The 16135-nt window shown below is 74.8% G+C and carries 15 protein-coding genes and 1 riboswitch; of the genes, 10 read left to right on the top strand and 5 right to left on the bottom strand.

The window, feature by feature from the left end; all coding sequences use genetic code 11:
- Window positions 1–29 precede the first annotated feature (29 nt).
- Window positions 30–593: a transglycosylase family protein gene (locus FVA95_RS12320; RefSeq protein WP_149664340.1), complete on the bottom strand. Its 564-nt coding sequence runs from the start codon at window positions 591–593 to the stop codon at window positions 30–32.
- 540 nt (window positions 594–1133) lie between these two features.
- Between FVA95_RS12320 and FVA95_RS12315 the strand changes: the two genes are divergently transcribed.
- The 9 genes from FVA95_RS12315 to FVA95_RS12275 all read left to right on the top strand — a co-directional run bounded on the left by FVA95_RS12315 (window position 1134) and on the right by FVA95_RS12275 (window position 11859).
- Window positions 1134–2027, top strand: coding sequence for a MoxR family ATPase (locus tag FVA95_RS12315; RefSeq protein WP_149664339.1), 894 nt, complete (start codon window positions 1134–1136; stop codon window positions 2025–2027).
- Between the two features lie 10 nt (window positions 2028–2037).
- Window positions 2038–3219 (top strand): VWA domain-containing protein, encoded by a 1182-nt coding sequence (locus FVA95_RS12310; RefSeq protein ID WP_149664338.1) that lies wholly within the window; start codon window positions 2038–2040, stop codon window positions 3217–3219.
- Window positions 3212–4327 (top strand): XdhC/CoxI family protein, encoded by a 1116-nt coding sequence (locus FVA95_RS12305; protein ID WP_149664337.1) that lies wholly within the window; start codon window positions 3212–3214, stop codon window positions 4325–4327. The genes FVA95_RS12310 and FVA95_RS12305 overlap by 8 nt, the downstream gene beginning before the upstream one ends.
- A 125-nt stretch (window positions 4328–4452) precedes the next feature.
- Window positions 4453–5835: an iron-containing alcohol dehydrogenase gene (locus FVA95_RS12300; RefSeq protein ID WP_240051441.1), complete on the top strand. Its 1383-nt coding sequence runs from the start codon at window positions 4453–4455 to the stop codon at window positions 5833–5835.
- A 22-nt stretch (window positions 5836–5857) separates the two neighbouring features.
- On the top strand, window positions 5858–7249 hold the full coding sequence (locus tag FVA95_RS12295; protein WP_149664336.1) for a histidine kinase: 1392 nt from the start codon (window positions 5858–5860) through the stop codon (window positions 7247–7249).
- A gap of 353 nt (window positions 7250–7602) precedes the next feature.
- Entirely contained in the window at window positions 7603–8232 is a 630-nt protein-coding gene (locus FVA95_RS12290; RefSeq protein ID WP_060715030.1) for a response regulator transcription factor, read from the top strand.
- A 437-nt stretch (window positions 8233–8669) separates the two neighbouring features.
- Entirely contained in the window at window positions 8670–9926 is a 1257-nt protein-coding gene (locus tag FVA95_RS12285; protein WP_205015833.1) for a DUF222 domain-containing protein, read from the top strand.
- 656 nt (window positions 9927–10582) lie between these two features.
- The gene (locus FVA95_RS12280; RefSeq protein WP_149664334.1) at window positions 10583–11206 is read left to right on the top strand and encodes a hypothetical protein; all 624 of its coding nucleotides are present in this window, start codon (window positions 10583–10585) and stop codon (window positions 11204–11206) included.
- 131 nt (window positions 11207–11337) lie between these two features.
- A complete protein-coding gene (locus FVA95_RS12275; protein ID WP_075309798.1) occupies window positions 11338–11859 on the top strand; it encodes a gamma carbonic anhydrase family protein in 522 nt (173 codons plus the stop codon).
- Between the two features lie 35 nt (window positions 11860–11894).
- Here FVA95_RS12275 and FVA95_RS12270 read toward each other — a convergent pair whose 3' ends face one another.
- The 3 genes from FVA95_RS12270 to thiO form a co-directional block, all read right to left on the bottom strand.
- Window positions 11895–12665 carry a thiazole synthase gene (locus FVA95_RS12270; RefSeq protein WP_043277356.1) on the bottom strand — a complete coding sequence of 257 codons (771 nt, stop codon included), beginning with the start codon at window positions 12663–12665 and terminating at the stop codon, window positions 11895–11897.
- A 2-nt stretch (window positions 12666–12667) separates the two neighbouring features.
- The gene (gene thiS, locus FVA95_RS12265) at window positions 12668–12868 is read right to left on the bottom strand and encodes a sulfur carrier protein ThiS (RefSeq protein ID WP_020623060.1); all 201 of its coding nucleotides are present in this window, start codon (window positions 12866–12868) and stop codon (window positions 12668–12670) included.
- Window positions 12868–14040 (bottom strand): glycine oxidase ThiO, encoded by a 1173-nt coding sequence (gene thiO, locus FVA95_RS12260; RefSeq protein WP_149664333.1) that lies wholly within the window; start codon window positions 14038–14040, stop codon window positions 12868–12870. Before thiO ends, thiS begins: the two co-directional genes overlap by 1 nt.
- A riboswitch (TPP riboswitch) is annotated at window positions 14037–14146 on the bottom strand. It overlaps the preceding gene by 4 nt.
- Before the next feature lie 39 nt (window positions 14147–14185).
- Here thiO and thiE point away from each other — a divergent pair.
- Window positions 14186–14878 (top strand): thiamine phosphate synthase, encoded by a 693-nt coding sequence (thiE, locus tag FVA95_RS12255; protein ID WP_149664332.1) that lies wholly within the window; start codon window positions 14186–14188, stop codon window positions 14876–14878.
- A gap of 53 nt (window positions 14879–14931) precedes the next feature.
- Here the strand turns inward: thiE and FVA95_RS30825 are convergent.
- On the bottom strand, window positions 14932–16135 hold a 1204-nt coding region (locus FVA95_RS30825), incomplete at its 5' end, for a hypothetical protein (protein WP_161992287.1).

Below are 16135 nucleotides of genomic sequence, written 5' to 3'. Positions count from 1 at the left end.
GGATGGCGGTCCGGGGACGGTCGGCGGGATCAGCCGAGGTTCAGGACCTGACCGACGCTGATCACGTTCACGTTGCCGATGCCGTTCGCGGCGGCCAGCTTCGCCACCGAGGTGCCGTGCGCGGCAGCGATCCGGCTCAGCGTGTCGCCCGCCTTGACGGTGTACCCACCGGCGGCCGGGGCAGCGGCCTTCTTCGGCGCGGACGCGGCGGGGGCCGACGCCTTCACGCGCTTGCTCGTGTCGGCCGAGTAGCCGGTGATGCCCAGCTTCTTCGAGCAGGACGGCCAGGCGCCCCAGCCCTGAGCGGCCAGCACCCGCTCGGCGACCGCGATCTGCTCGGCGCGGCTGACGTTGGCCGCCGAACCCGAACCGCCGAAGGCGGCCCAGGTGGACGGGGAGAACTGCAGCCCGCCGTGGTACCCGTTGCCCGTGTTGATCGACCAGTTGCCGCCGCTCTCGCACTGGGCGAGCTGGTCCCAGACGCTGTCCGGGGCAGCGTTGGCGGTGCCGGCGATCGCAGCCGTCGCACCGACCGCGACGACACCCGCCGCAGCCATGCGCAGGAGACTTCGGCCCTTGGGTCCCTTGGTCATCGTTTCGCTCCCACCGCGCCGGCCCGAGGACACACACACTCCGCACAGGAGGTCCCCAGGGCACAGGTGTGCCCGCCGTGTCGTCGCGGGTGCGTCGATCGGGACCGGGGAGCGACGTCCATGACGCCCGCGGAGGTGGTCTCTCTCGTCCCCGTCCCGTTCCGTTCCTCGACGGACCGGACAGCCGCGGGACGGGGGTGGTTCGGCGCGGCGGGTCCGGATGTGTGACTCGTTCAGGTGGCCGATCCGGTGGACCGGCCGACAGAAAGGTGAATGGGCGGAAAGAATTCGTCAACGAAGGGCCCCGTGAGCGGAATCACTGTAACAAGCGTGTAATTATCAGATTCTCCCTAAACGCACTGGTCAACGACGTCACATCACGGACCTATCACGCGGTCATGAACATTTCTGATTCGGAAGCAACTCGAACCTTCCGGGCCGCTCGTTCGTCCTCAGGGCGAGGTGCTCGACCCGCCCGCGCGGTGAGGAGGGCCCCTCCTGCTGTGGCCTCGTTCACCGCTCGTCCTGCATGCTGGTTCGGTGAACGACACCGCACCCGGCCCCGGGAGCCCGGCCGAGCTCGCCGACGCGTTGCGCGCGACCGGCTACCTCGCCGACGACGGTCTCGCGACGGCGGCCTTCCTCGCCCTGCGCATGAACCGTCCGCTCTTCTGCGAGGGCGAGCCGGGGACCGGTAAGACCGCGCTGGCCCAGGCACTGGCCGCCACGCTGGACGCACCGCTCATCCGTCTGCAGTGTCACGACGGCATCGACTCCGGTCAGGCCCTCTACGACTGGGACTTCCCCCGTCAGCTGCTGCACCTGCGCACCCTGGAGGCCGCGAGCGGCCGCGACGGGTTCGACCCCGACACGGTCGAGGCAGGTCTCTACGACGAGCGCTTCCTGCTGGCCCGCCCGATCCTGCAGGCGCTGCGCACCAGCCCGTCGGTGCTGCTCATCGACGAGATCGACCGCGCCGACGACGAGTTCGAGGCCTTCCTGCTGGAGGTCCTCACCGAGCACGCGGTGACCATCCCGGAGCTCGGGGAGGTGCGCGCCGCGACGCCGCCGGTCGTCGTCCTCACCTCGAACCGGACCCGGGAGGTGCACGACGCGCTCAAGCGCCGCTGCCTCTACCTCTGGCTGGAGCACCCGAACATCGAGCGCGAGATCGAGATCCTGCACAGTAGGCTGCCCGAGGTGCCCGAGCGGCTCGCCGCGTCGGTCGCGCGGGCCGTGCAGAAGCTGCGCCACACCGACCTGATCAAGCCGCCGGGCGTCGCGGAGACCCTGCACTGGGCGCGGGCGCTACAGCTGATCGGCGCCCGGCACCTGGACCCGGAGTCGGCGGCGCGCACCCTCGGCGCCGTCCTCAAGTACCGGGAGGACGCCGACCGGGTCCACAAGCAGCTCGACACCCTGCTGGCGTCCTGACCCGGCCGCGATGACCGTTCCCTCGAGCCCGTCCCCGGCGGCCCCGCCCCGGCCGCCCGCGGCGGAGCCCTCCGGCACCTCAGACGAGCTGCTGACCGGATTCGTCGGGTTCACCGAGGTCCTGCGCGCGGCCGGCGTCCCGGTCACCCAGGACCGGGTGACCGCCTACCTGGACGCGCTGGACACCCTGGACGTGACCGACCGGGACCAGGCCTACTGGGCCGGCCGGCTGACGCTGTGCGCCGACCCCGACGACATCGTCCGGTACGACCTGGCGTTCCCGTCCTGGTTCGAGCCGACCAGCAACCGTCCGTCGAGCAACCGCGACGACCGCCCGCCCGCACCGCCGAAGCTGGCCGCGCTGCTGCCGGGCCGCGAGGGCGGGGAGGACGACTCCGACGACGCCGACGGCCCGCAGATCAAGGCCGCCGCGACCGGTGCGGAGGTCCTGCGCAACCGCGACGTCGGGGAGCTCTCCCCCGCCGAGCGCGAACACCTGCGCCGGCTGATGACCCTCCTCAGACCGGAGCCGCCGACCCGGGCGTCGCGGCGGCGCAGGCGGAACCGGCACGGTGAGGCCGACCCGCAGCGCACGCTGCGCGCGGCGCTGCGCAACCAGGGCGAGATCTTCCGGCTCGCCCGGCGCGACACCTCGCGTCGGCCGCGCAAGGTCGTGCTGCTGATCGACGTGTCCGGCTCGATGGAGCCCTACGCGGATGCGCTGATGCGCTTCGCCCACGTCGTCGTCCGTCGTTCGCCGCGCTCGGTCGAGGCGTTCACCCTGGGCACCCGGCTCACCCGGATCACCCGTGAGCTGCGGCTGCGCGACCCCGAGCACGCACTGCGCGCCGCGGGAAGGGCCATCCCGGACTGGTCGGGCGGCACCCGGCTGGGCGAGGTGCTGCAGGCCTTCGTCGACCGCTGGGGACGCCGCGGGGCGGCCCGCCGGGCGGTCGTCGTCGTCTTCTCCGACGGCTGGGAACGCGGCGGCACCGAGCTGCTCGGGACCCAGGCCGAGCAGCTGTCCCGGCTGGCCCATCGGCTCATCTGGGTCAACCCGCACGCAGGCAAGGACGGCTACGCCCCGGTCCAGGGGGGAATAGTCGCGGCCCTTCCGCACTTGGACGACCTGCTGGCCGGGCACAGCCTGGACACGCTGGAGAGACTGCTCGAGGTGGTGCGCAATGCGTGACGTGATCGACCAGCTCGAAGGCTGGTGGCGCAAGGGTGAGCCGGCCGCGCTCGCGACAGTGGTCGGGACCTTCCGGTCCGCGCCGCGCCAGCCGGGGGCCTCGATGCTCGTCGGCCCGGCGGGCGAGGCCGTCGGCTCGGTCTCGGGCGGCTGCGTCGAGGGCGCGGTCTACGAGCTCGGGCAGCAGGTGCTGTCCGAGGAACGACCGGTGCTGCATCGCTACGGCGTCTCCGACGACGACGCGTCCGCCGTCGGCCTGACCTGCGGCGGCATCCTCGACATCTTCGTGGAGAAGGTGACCCCGGAGACCTACGAACAGCTCGGCCGCATCGCCGAGGCGATCCGCGACGAGGACCCGGTCGCGGTGGCCACGGTCGTCGCGGGCCCCTCGGAGCTGCTCGGCAAGCGCCTGATCGTCTGGCCGGACAAGACCGAGGGCGGCACCGGCTCGGACCGGATCGACGACGCCGTGCGCGACGACGTCCGCGGCCTGCTCGACTCCGGCCGCAACGCGACACTGACCTACGGCGTCCACGGTGAGCGTCGCGGGGAGGGGCTGCAGATCTTCGTCGAGTCGTTCGCGCCGCCGCCCCGCATGATCGTGTTCGGGGCGATCGACTTCGCCGCCGCGGTGGCCCGGATGGGCAGCTTCCTCGGCTTCCGGGTGACCGTCTGCGACGCCCGGCCGGTGTTCGCGACCGCGAGCCGCTTCCCGGGGGCCAACGAGGTCGTCGTCGAGTGGCCGCACCGCTACCTGCAGGCCGAGGCGGACGCGGGCCGGGTCGACCAGCGCACCGCACTGTGCGTGCTCACCCACGACCCGAAGTTCGACGTACCGCTGCTGGAGGTGGCGCTGCGGCTGCCCGAGGTCGGCTACATCGGGGCGATGGGCTCGCGACGCACCCACGACGACCGGCTCGAGCGCCTGCGCGAGCGGGGGGTGACCGAGGCCGAGATCGCGAAGATGTCGTCGCCGATCGGGCTGGATCTGGGCGCCCGCACCCCGGAGGAGACCGCGGTGTCGATCGCCGCGGAGATGATCGCCCAGCACTGGGGCGGCGAGGGCATCCGGCTGGCCGAGCGCGAGGGGCCCATCCACGCCTCCTGACATCCCCCCGCTTTCGGCCAGGTCGGCGGCGTGACGTGCTCGCCGCCGACCTGCGGTTCCGCACGCCGCCCGCCGATCGAGAGGCCGGGAGAGGGGGGTGTCCCTGTACCGTGGGACACACGCTCGTGGCCGAGCCGCCCGCCGTCCGGGGCGGGCCGTCGACCATCACGGAGCAGGAGGAGGGCAGCGTGGTCCTCACCGGTCAGGCAGGCACCGTCGTCCCCGGGCACGGGGCGGACCGCGCCGTGGCGCGGGAGACGGTGCTGGTGCTCGACGGCGAGACCGGCGGCGCCGGTGCCGACGAGGGGTACACCGTCCGCGCGGCGCAGTGCCCGCGGGAGCCGCGACCGCGGCTGTCGAAGTTCCACGCGCCGGAGATCGTGTTCGGGCCCGACTCGCTGCCCGAGACCGCCCACGCCGCGCTGCGTCTCGGGGCGCGGCGGCCGTTCGTCGTCACCGACCCGGGGGTGACCGAGGCCGGGTGGCCCGCCGAGCTCCTGCGCCATCTGCGCGCCGCCGGTCTGCGGCCCCAGCTGTGGAACGAGATCACCCCGAACCCGAAGGACCACGAGATCCAGGCCGGGTTCGAGCGCTACGAGAGCTCCGGCTGCGACGTGGTGATCGGCATCGGCGGGGGCTCGGTGATCGACGCCGCGAAGGGCGTCGCCCTGCTCGCGGCCAACGGCGGCACGATCCTCGACTACGAGGGCATCGACCGCATCGCCAACCCGATCCCGCCGCTGGTGATGGTGCCGTCGACCTCGGGCACCGGCGCCGACGTCTCCCAGTTCTGCATCATCACCGACACCGAGCGCCTCACCAAGATCACGATCATGGGCCGCGCCCTGGTCCCGGACGTCTCGGTGATCGACCCGCGGCTGCTCGTCACCATGCCGGACTGGCTCAACGCCGCGACCGGCCTGGACGCGCTGACCCACGGCATCGAGGCGTTCGTGTCGCTGGCCCACGGCCCGCTGACCGACACCCACGCGCTGCACGCCGTCGCACTCGTCCACGCCAACCTGCCGACCACGATGATCCGCCGCCACGACGACGGCCCCCGCACCGCGATGGCGCAGGCCGCGCTCGAGGCGGGCCTGGCGTTCACGAACGCGATCCTCGGCGCCACGCACGCCATGAGCCATCAGGTCGGCGGCATGCTCGACCTGCCGCACGGCCTGATCAACGGCGTGCTGCTGCCGCACGTGATCCGGTTCAACGGCTCGGCCTCCGACGCCGACGCGGCGCGCTTCGTCCCGATCGCCCAGGCCATGGGGCTGCCCGCCCGGCCGGGGATGCCCGGCGACGAGGCCGTGGACATGGTCGCGACCGAGGTCCGCAAGCTGGCCGACGAGGTCGGCGTCCCGACCGGGCTCGCCGCCATCGGGGTGCGCGAGGCCGACGTCCCGCGGCTGTCCCGGCTCACCCTCGGCGACGCCTGCCTGACCACCAACCCGCGCACCGCGAGTGTGGAGCAGATCGAAGACCTGTTCCGGGAAGCGCTGTGACGCCGTCGCGGAGGCCCACGCAGTGACCGCCGCCGCCCGCTTCCCGCGCCGCCGCACACCCGCCCCGTCCTCGTCGCAGGCCGCCGCGGGTCGGGCCCGGCCGGACCTCGACCAGCTCACCGGCCTGCGGACGGGCAAGCCGTCGTTCTACTCGGAGTACCGCGAGGGGGCCGAACGGCTGCGCCGGGTCATCGTCGCGCTGGACCGGATCTCCGCGGCGCTGGTCCGCACGATGGAGGGCTCCGAGGCGCTGGTCCGCGCGGTTGCCGACGCGGCGGCCGACCACCTGTCCGCGGACTGGGTGGTGCTCGGGCTCGTCGACGGCGAGCTGCCCGACGCCGCGCCACGACACGTCGTCCTCGGGCCGGACGGCGTCGAGTGGGCCGACCTGGGGTCGGTGCCCGAACGCGTGCGCCGGCACGTGGAACGGCTGCACGCCGGCGACGGCCACCACCACCACGACCACCACGACGACGACCAGCGCCCCCGGCACCTGCACGTACCGATCCGGCTCGACGGCCGCACCGTGGGTGGGTTCGTCGCGTGGACGCCGCCGGAACGCCACATCGACGACACCGACCATTCGGTGCTGCGCATCCTGGCCGGTCAGACGGCGTCGGCGCTGCAGAACTGCGCGCTGCTGGAGCGGGCCGAGCGACTGCACGCCCGCACCGCGGCCCAGGCCGAGGACCTGCGCGTCCGCAACGACGAGCTGATGCTCACCCAGCAGGCGCTCGGCGCGGCACGCCAGCGGGAGGTCCTCGACAACGAGCGGCACCGCATCGCCCGCGAGCTGCACGACAGCGTCACCCAGTACGCGCTGTCGGCCGGGATGCACATCGAGCTGTGCCGGTCGGAGATCACCGAGCCGGACCTGCTCCAGCACCTCGACACGGCCAAGGACCTGACCCGGCGGGCCGTCGAGCAGCTGCGGTCGGCGATCTACGCGCTCAACGACGACGACCACGCCGACAAGGACCTGCCGTCGATGCTGCGTCAGCTGTCCACCGTGCACATGCCCGACGAGCTGCGGGTGGAAGTCACAATCGGCGGGGCCCCGGTGCCGCTGCCGCACGAGCACGAGCAGTCGCTGTTCCGGATCGCCGGCGAGGCGCTGTTCAACACGGCGATGCACGCGTCGGCGTCGCGGGCGGTGGTACGACTGGCCTACGCCGGCGGTCGCGTCCGCCTGTCGATCTCCGACGACGGGGGCGCCTCCCCCGAGCAGATCCGCCGCACGCTGCGTGCGGCGTCGGTCCGCGGCCCCTCCGGGGAGCACCGCGGCCTCGTGAACATGGACGCCCGCGCCCGCGAGATGGGTGGGATCCTGAGGTTCCGCCGCTCGCGGATCGGTGGGCTGCAGGTGCAGGTGGACGTCCCGATCGGGACGCCGGGGCAGGAGGAGCTCGGATGAGCAGCGGCACACGGACCGCCCCGGGAGGTCTCGGGGCCGCACCGGCACCCACCGCGCCCGCCGACGGCAGGGCGGGACTCGGCATCCGTCGCGGCCCCGGACACGACGGTGTTCCTCCTGGCTCCGGGCGAGGCGGTTCCGGACTCGACCGCTCCGGGCAGGGCTGCTCCGTGGGCAGCGCTGTCGCGCGCGGGCAGAGCGTCTCCGGGCAGGGCGGGTCCGGACAGGGCGCTGGGGATCCGCCGGGCGGTGGGGTGCACGGGGCCGGCGGGAGCGCAGCGACCCGCACCGGCCCCGGTCCTGGTCCCGGCTCCGGCTCCGGCTCCGGCTCCGCGAGCGTCGCGGCACCGCCGATCCGGATCGTGCTGGTCGACGACCACTCGATCATGCGGCAGGGGCTGCGCGCGGTTCTGGAGCGCGAGGACGACCTGCGCATCGTCGGCGAAGCGGGCAGCGCTCCGGAGGCGTTCGCCGCCGTCGCAGCCGGTCGGCCTCAGGTGGTGCTGCTCGACCTCAAGCTGGCGTCCGGCCCGCAGACCGACGGTCTCGAGGTCTGCCGCAGGCTGTGCGCCGACCACCCCGGCATCGGGGTGCTGGTGCTGACGACCTTCGCCGAGGACCGTCTCGTCGTCGAGTCGGTGCAGGCGGGTGCCCGCGGCTACGTGGTGAAGGACGTCGACACCACCGAACTCGTCCGTGCCATCCGCGCGGTGTCCCGCGGGGAGAGCGCGTTCGACGCCCGGTCGGCGTCGGCGATGGTGCGGTCGCTGTCCGGCGGGATGCCCGACCGGGAACGACTGACCGACCGCGAGCTGGACGTGTTGCGCCTGCTGGCCCGGGGGCTGTCCAACCGCGCGATCGGCGCCGAGCTGTTCATCTCCGAGACGACGGTCAAGTTCCACGTGGGCAACCTGATGCGCAAGCTGATGGTGTCGCGCCGCGCCGAGGCGGTCTACGCGGCCACCAAGCTCGGCCTCCTCTGACACCACCCACCCACCTACCTACCTACCCGCCCTCCCCCGCCGCCCCTCGCTCGACGCCACGCACAGCGGCAGGCAGCACGGAGTGCGTACCGCGGAACGCGGTCTGCCTTGTCGACGGCCGTCACGGGGCGGGTGGCAGCGCGATCGGTCGGGATCGGAAAGCCGGTCGGACCCGTCGGCCAGCGCCCCGATCGCGTTCCGCGGAACGCGGTCCTGGTCCTGGTCCTGGTCCTGGTCCTGGTCCTGGTCGACCGTTGACCGACGGGTCGGCAGGGTCCGACAGGTCCCGTTCCGCTTCGTCGACCTGTCGGCGTCCCGACCGGCAGCCGCGTTCCGCGGAACGCGATCGCCCCAGGCCCCCTCCTCCGCCGGGCTCGAAACTGTCGGACCCACCCGACACACTCGTCTCGAACATGCGTTCGATGGAGGAGAGTGCCGTGCCCCAGCCCACCTCGACGACCACGACCACGCCGGCCGGTGAGCTGAGCCTGCCGGACCTCGAGTCCGAGCTCCTCGGTCTCGCCGGCCACATCGCCGCCGCCGAGTGCCGCTTCCTGCGCCTGCTCGCCGAGTTCGACGACCGCGGCGGCTGGTGCGGGGTCGGCGTCCGGTCCTGCGCCCACTGGCTGACCTGGCGAGCAGGGATGAGCCTGCGCACCGCGACCGAGCACCTGCGCGTCGCGCACGCGCTGACCCGGCTGCCCCGGATCACCGAGGCGTTCGCGGCCGGCCGGATCTCCTACTCCAAGGTCCGGGCCATCACCCGCCTCGTCGGTGCGGGGGACGCGATCCTCGACCGCGTGACCGTCCCGTCCCCGTCGGGTCCCGCCATGGAGCCGCTCCGGAGCCCAGCCAGCGACCCCGACGTCGACTCCGACCCGGGAGCACATGCCGGCTCCGGCGTGTCGGACGCCGAGAGGACGGAGGAGACCACCACGCCGCCCACCGACAGCGGAGACACGGTTCCGCAGGACGACACGGCGAGCGAAGCGGTCGCCGTCGCTGCTCCGGAGCCGCAGGGTGACGCCGAGGCGGTCGCCCTTCCCGGTGCCGCGGCCGGGCCCGACGCCGAGCAGGTGCTCCTGGACCTCGCCCTGGGCGGGACCGCGAGCCATGTCGAGACCGTCGTCCGCGCGGTGCGTCGACGCTGCGCGCCGCCGAGCGACGTCGCCGCCCGGCGCGGGGTGAGCTGGCACCACGACGTCGACGGATCCCTGGTCGTACGAGCCCGGCTCACTCCCGAGAACGGCGCCCTCCTGATCGCCGCGATCGAGGCCGGGGTCGCCGCAGCGCTCCCGACTCCCGCCGGCCCGACCGGCAGCGACAGCGACAGCGACAGCGACGATTCGGCCGCACGCGAGGAGCGGCGGTCGGGATGGGGCGGGGCCGACCCCCACGAGCAGGCCCGCCGCACGGAGGAGCAGGCACCGGGCGCGGTCGTCGACTCCCTGGCGGCCCGGCGGGCCGACGCTCTGGTGGACCTGGTCGTCCGCGGGCCCGGCGTGGCCGGCACCGCGGTCGTGGAGCGGGGCGCGGCGCGGGTGACGGTCGTCGTCGACGCAGGGACCGGCACCGCACGCCTCGCCGAAGGCCCCGAGATCGCTGCGAGCACCGCCGAGCGTCTAGCCTGCGACGCCCGGCCCAGGTGCTGCTCAGCGACCGCGCCGGGAACCGGATGTACCTCGGTCCGGTGAGGGCTGGCTGTTCCACCGGCCCGACGGCAGCCCTGTCGAGGCCACGGGCAGACCGCTGGACGGCAGCGCCGAGTCCCTCGTCGAACGGAACACGCGGGCCCGGCTGCGGATCGATCGCAGCACCCTCACCCCTGACTGGTACGGCGATCGGCTCGACCCCGAGCCAATCCTGGACGCCCTGCTCCCGCCCGGCGCGACGGCCACCACCGCGGCCTGAACCCGGAGGCACTCCGCCGGACAGCCCGACACGGACACAGGCACACGGGTACGGCTGGGGAGCCGACGCGGACCGCGGCGCACCGAGCCTGCGGGAGCCCGGCACAGACACCGGCGCGCGAGGGCGCGGAAGCCGACTGTGCGAGGAGCTGGACGGCGGCCGCACAAGTTGCCGGACCGCGTTCCGCGGAACGCGGTACCGGAAGCCCGCCCGGTCGAGGAGCGCGACGCCGATCTCACCGAGGCCGTGGCTCCACTCAGGGGTCACGGTCGCGGTCAGGGGCGTCGGGGCTCCGGGCGTACAGCGGGCGCGTCGTCCCAGGAGGCGCGGCCGAGGGCGAGCGGTCCACCGGCCCGGCAGAGCACGGGCGGGCCGCGACGACGACCGGTTTCCGGCCTCCGTGGACAGTGCCGGCGGGCAGGCCCGGTAGACAGGACCGATGCGCTGGTACGCCGAACGCCCCGACCGGATCGCCCGACAGGTCGTCGCCGACCTCGTCGCCGTGCTGTGGACGGTCCTCGCCGTCACCGCCGGCGTGGCCGTGCACGACGGGTTGTCCGCGCTGCGTGGGCCCGGTGACTCGCTGGTCGTCGCGGGCGGGCGGGTCTCCGACGCCTTCACCGGGGTCGCCGGGGCGGTCGGTGCGGTCCCGTTCATCGGGTCCGACCTGGCCCGCGCGTTGGATCCGGCCGCAGGGGCGGGCACCGAGCTCGTCGCCGCGGGGCGGCAGTTCGGGGGCGCCGTCGACGCTCTCGCGACCGGGGCGCTGGTCGTCGTCCCGCTGGTGATGCTGCTGCCGGTGCTGCTCGGCTGGCTCCCGCTGCGGCTGCGCTACGCCCGGCGGGCCGGTGCCGCCGTCGCCGCGCGCGCCGCCGCCCCGGATCTGCTGGCCGTGCGGGCGCTGTCGCGGGTGCCGGTGTCGCGGCTGGTCCGGGTCGCGCCGGACCCGGCGGCGGCGTGGCGGTCCGGGGACCCCGCCGTCGTGGCGGCGCTGGCCGCGCTGGAACTGTCCGACCTCGGCCTGCACACCCGCGTCCACGACCGGCCGACGACAGGGCGATGACCGGCGGCTGAAGAAGCGGCGACAGAGCCGGCGACACGACGGCAGCGACACGGTAGGGCGGCGACACGGTAGGGCGGCGACACGGCTGCGGTGCCGGGAGAACCACGGAGCGGGGTGCGACGCTGTCGACCATGCCGCTGTTCGCCCTCGAGGGCCTCTCCCCCACCGTGCACCCGGACGCCTTCGTCGCCCCGACCGCGACGCTCGTCGGGGACGTGCGCGTCGAGGAAGGTGCCTCGATCTGGTACAACGCCGTGCTGCGCGCCGACCTGGGGCCCATCGTCGTGCGTGCCGGCGCCAACGTGCAGGACGGGTCGGTGCTCCACGGCGGCGACGACCCGGTCACCGAGATCGGCGAGGGCGCCACGATCGGGCACCTCTGCGTGGTGCACGGTGCCGTGATCGGGGCGCGGGCGGTCGTCGGGAACGGCAGCACCGTGCAGGACGGTGCCCGGATCGGCGAGGGCGCGATGGTCGCCGCCGGGTCGACGGTCACGCCGAACTCCGAGCTGCCCGCCGACCGGCTGATGCTCGGCTCCGCGGCGAAGGAGCGCGGCGAGCTGACCGAGCAGGCCCGCTGGTGGGTGCGGACCAACCCGGACTTCTACCGCGCCCTGGCCCGGCGGCACGCCGACGGCGTCACCCCCGCCTGAGCCACCCCCGCGCGTTCCGCGGAACGCTCCGGCCCTCAGCCCTCGACGTCGGGGGAACTCGCCTGCGCCCGGTAGCGGCGCGGGATCCGGCCGGCGTGCCGGGCGTCCCACCCCGCCTCCACGCCCCGCCGCATCGCGCGCGCCATCCGCTCCGGATCGGCGGCGCGGGTGACGGCGGTGGCGAGCAGGACGGCGTCGCAGCCCAGCTCCATCGCCAGGGCCGCCTCCGAGGCGGTGCCGATCCCGGCATCGAGCACGACCGGCACGCCCGCGGCGGCCACGATCATCTCGATGTTGTGCGGGTTGCGGATGCCGAGCCCGGTGCCGATCGGGGAGCCGAGCGGCATCACCGCGGCGCACCCGACCTGCTCCAGGCGACGGGCGAGGATCGGGTCGTCGTTGGTGTAGGGCAGCACGGTGAAGCCGTCGTCGACGAGCTGCTCGGCGGCGTCGAGGAGCTCGACCGGGTCGGGCAGCAGGGTCGTGTCGTCCGCGACGACCTCCAGCTTCACCAGGTCGGTCTCCAGCGCCTCGCGGGCCATCCGCGCCGTGAGCACCGCCTCGGCCGCGGTGCGGCAGCCCGCGGTGTTCGGCAGCACCGCGATCCCGAGGCGGCGCAGCAGGTCCAGCAACCCGGTCCCGCCAGCGACGTCGACCCGGCGCAGCGCCACCGTGGTCAGCTCGGTGCCGGACGCGACCAGTGCCCGCTCCAGGATCTCCAGGTTCGCCGCCCCTCCGGTGCCCATCACCAGCCGCGAGTCGAAGAGGTGATCGCCGAAGGCGAGCTTGTCGGTCTGCACAGCCATCGTCATCCTCCTTGCACCGCGGTCAGGACCTCCACGCGCGCGCCGTCGCCGGGACGGTGCCCGGCCCATGACGTGCGCGGCACGACCTCCCCGTCGACGGCGACGGCGATCCCCCGCTCCGGAAGCCCGGCCTCGGCCAGGATCCGGGCGAGGTCGGCGTCGGCGTCGACCTCGCGGTGCTCGCCGTTCAGCACGATCAACATCAGTGGTTCCCCTCCTCGCGCGCCCCGGCGGCGGCCGGGACGAACCGTCGCGGGTCCGCAGCACGGACCGCTTCGGGCACGTCGTCGCCGCGCAGCAGCGCCGCCACTGCCGCCGCGGTCACCGGTACCAGGAGCATCCCGTTGCGGCCGTGCCCGGTGGCGACGATCAGCCCGTCGGGCCCGGTGCGCCCGATCAGCGGCAGGTTGTCCCGGCTGCCGGGCCGCAGCCCGGCGGCGGTCTCGGTGAGTGCGTACTCGGCGATCCCGGGCAGGATCCGCTCGGCGTCGCGCAGCAGGTCGCGCACCCCGCCGACGGTGACGTCGGTGTCGAAGCCGTTCTCCGCCGTCGTCGCGCCGACGACGAGGTCGCCGTACCCGGGCAGCGTCCGCGGCACGGCGTAGACCGCCCGCCCGTCGACGAGCGCCCGCACCGTCCGCGACGGCGGCGGCAGCGCCCCGGCGCGCCGGGTCAGCCGCAGGATCTCGCCCTTCACCGGGCGCACCAGCCCGTCGAGCACCGGGTGCAGCGACGACGAGTGCGCCCCTGCGGCGACGACGACCGCGTCCGCCGCGACCGTGGCCCCGTCCGCGAGGCGCACGCCGGTGACGCGGGCGCCGTCGTCGAGCACACGCGCGACCCCGCGGTCGGAGACCACGACCCCGGCCCGCTCGGCCGCGGTCGCCAGTGCGGCGAGCAACCGCCGGTTGTCCACCGACGGGTCGTCGGGCACCGACAGGCCGCCGCGGACCTCGGGTCCCAGCGCGGGTTCGAGCCGGCGCAGCTCGCGGCCGGTCAGCCGGCGCACGCCACGGCCGAGGGACTCCAGGTAGTCCGCGAGCGCGGTCAGCTCGGCGCGGTCGCCCGACCCGGTCGCGGCGACGACGGTGCCCTCCGGGTGCAGCCCGGCGTCGGTGCCGGCGTCGGCGGACAGGGCCGCGGCGAACTCCGGCCAGCGGGCGACCGAGTCCAGCCCGAGGGCGAGCAGGTCCTCCTCACCCGGCCAGGCCTCGGTGACCGGGGCGAGCATCCCGCCGGCCACCCAGGACGCGCCGCGACCGGGAGCCGGGTCGAACACGGTCACCGACCAGCCGTCGCGGGCCGCCGCGCGGGCGAGGGACAGGCCGACCGCGCCCGCCCCCGCGACGACCAGCCGTCCGGCACTCGCGCTCATCGGATCCACCTCACTCCCTGCGCCGGCATGACCCGGATCAGGTTCGACGGTCGGGACCGCGTCGCGGGTCCCCTCTCAGCCCGCTGCCCGGGCTCCCGTGGTTCGTCGTCGTCCGCGGCACAGGCTACGCCGTAGCCTGCGAGCCGTGTCCGACACCGATACCCGTCCCGGCACCCGGGACACCCGTCGCGCCCGGCTCGACGCCCTCACCGACGCCCGCCTCTACCTGTGCACCGACGCCCGCACCGCGCGTGGTGACCTGGCGGAGTTCGCCGAGGCCGCGCTCGCCGGCGGGGTCGACATCGTCCAGCTGCGGGACAAGGGCGGGCCCGACGGCCCCCTGGAGGCGCGCGCCGAGCTCGCTGCTCTGGAGGTGCTCGCCGACGCCTGCCGCCGGCACGGCGCACTGCTCGCGGTGAACGACCGCGCCGACGTCGCGCTCGCCGCGGGCGCCGACGTGCTCCACCTCGGCCAGGACGACCTGCCGGTGCCGTGGGCGCGCCGGGTCGTCGGCGACGACGTGCTCGTCGGCCGGTCCTCGCACAGCCCCGAGGAGACCCTGACCGCCGCCGACGAGGACGGCGTGGACTACTTCTGCGTCGGTCCCTGCTGGCCCACCCCGACCAAGCCGGGACGCCCGGCGCCCGGCCTGGACCTGGTCCGCACGGTCGCCGGGCGCGCCCCGTCGCGGCCGTGGTTCGCGATCGGGGGCATCGACGGCGACCGGCTCGACGAGGTCCTCGACGCCGGCGCCGACCGGATCGTCGTGGTCCGGGCGATCACCGAGGCCGAGGACCCCCGTGCGGCCGCGGCGGCGCTGCGGGCCCGGCTGGTCTGAGGCCCGACCGCGCCGATCCCGCGACGCCGGGTGACGGCGCCGCGGGACGCGGGTCAGTTCTGCGTGCCCGAGCCCTGGTCGCCCGAGTTCTGGCCGCCGGAGTTCTGGCCGCCCGAGTCCTGCCCGGAGCCCGGCTGCTGGGTCGGCAGGACCCGGTTCAGCCCGTCCTGCAGCGGGTTCGACGAGCCCGAGCCGTCCTGACCGGAGTCCCGGTCGCGGGTGCTGGTCGTCGACTCCGACGTGCTGGTGCTCGGCTCCTCGGTGGAGGTCGAGCTCGACGACGACGTCGACGAGTCGGCCCCGGAGCCCTCGCCGCGGTCGTTCTCCTGCTGGGCCGGGGGCGCGCCGCCGCGGACGACGTTGCTCACCGAGGTGCCGGAGGAGCCGGACAGCGACGAGCCCTTCACGAACTCGATGCCCGAGATCAGGAACATCGACACCGCGAAGGTGACGACGCCGAGCACCGCGGACACGACGACCGTCTTGCGGGTGACCCGCACCCGGCGGAACCGGCCGTGGCCCGTTCCGGCGGCGCGGGTGGTGCCGCCCGGCGTCTGCCACGGGTCCAGGAGCACCGTCTCCTCGCCGGTGGGCCCGGCGATGCTGCGGCCGGCACCGTCCTGCGCGGCGACCGCGGTGCCCTCGGCGACGCCCTTGCCGCGCCGGGCCGCCATCTCCTTCAGTGCGAGGGCCTTGTCCTTGCTGACCTCGAGCGAGCGCGTGAACAGCGTGGTGGCCAGCGTCGAGATGACCGAGCCGAGCGCCGCGCCGATCACCGTGCCGACCGCGCCGAGGAACGAGCCGAGCATCGCCGTGACGATCGCCGCCCCGGCTCCGGCCGCGATCTTCGTCGGGCTGAGGTCGGCCTTGAGCCCGCCCGCCTTCGTGGTGTCCGACGAGCCGTCCCCGGAGCCGTCCCCGGACCCGCCGGAGCCCCCGGGCCCGCCGGGACCGTTCGGCCCGCCCCCGACCGGCCCCACCGGACCACCGGGACCGGCCGCGCGGGTCGTGTCCGACGCGGGCGGCAGCACCCGGGTGCGGGGACGCCCGCCGGGCGGCGTCCCGACCGGCACGCCCGGCCCGGGCACGACCGGGCTCACCGGGCGGGCACCGGGCGGGGTCTGCGTGGTCCGGCCTCGGGTGGTGTCCGACGGCGGCTGCGGGCCCCGCCCCGTACGCACGGTGATCAGCGCGATCGCGGCCGCGACGACGACCCCGGCCAGCCCGAACAGCACCGCGCGCGGCCGCCGCCCCCGG

Origin of the sequence: Pseudonocardia sp. EV170527-09, from assembly GCF_008369905.1 — a bacterium.
Lineage (GTDB): Bacteria > Actinomycetota > Actinomycetes > Mycobacteriales > Pseudonocardiaceae > Pseudonocardia.
This window is presented reverse-complemented; position numbering and strand designations above follow the sequence as displayed.

What these genes read in the sequence shown, in the direction of transcription:
- FVA95_RS12310 (WP_149664338.1), top strand. Translation starts at nt 2,038, where the DNA reads ATGACCGTTCCCTCGAGCCCGTCCCCGGCGGCCCCGCCCCGGCCGCCC.
- FVA95_RS12275 (WP_075309798.1), top strand. Translation starts at nt 11,338, where the DNA reads ATGCCGCTGTTCGCCCTCGAGGGCCTCTCCCCCACCGTGCACCCGGAC.
- thiS (WP_020623060.1), bottom strand. Translation starts at nt 12,868, where the DNA reads ATGTTGATCGTGCTGAACGGCGAGCACCGCGAGGTCGACGCCGACGCC.
- FVA95_RS12320 (WP_149664340.1), bottom strand. Translation starts at nt 593, where the DNA reads ATGACCAAGGGACCCAAGGGCCGAAGTCTCCTGCGCATGGCTGCGGCG.
- FVA95_RS12270 (WP_043277356.1), bottom strand. Translation starts at nt 12,665, where the DNA reads ATGGCTGTGCAGACCGACAAGCTCGCCTTCGGCGATCACCTCTTCGAC.
- thiO (WP_149664333.1), bottom strand. Translation starts at nt 14,040, where the DNA reads ATGAGCGCGAGTGCCGGACGGCTGGTCGTCGCGGGGGCGGGCGCGGTC.
- FVA95_RS12280 (WP_149664334.1), top strand. Translation starts at nt 10,583, where the DNA reads ATGCGCTGGTACGCCGAACGCCCCGACCGGATCGCCCGACAGGTCGTC.
- FVA95_RS12305 (WP_149664337.1), top strand. Translation starts at nt 3,212, where the DNA reads ATGCGTGACGTGATCGACCAGCTCGAAGGCTGGTGGCGCAAGGGTGAG.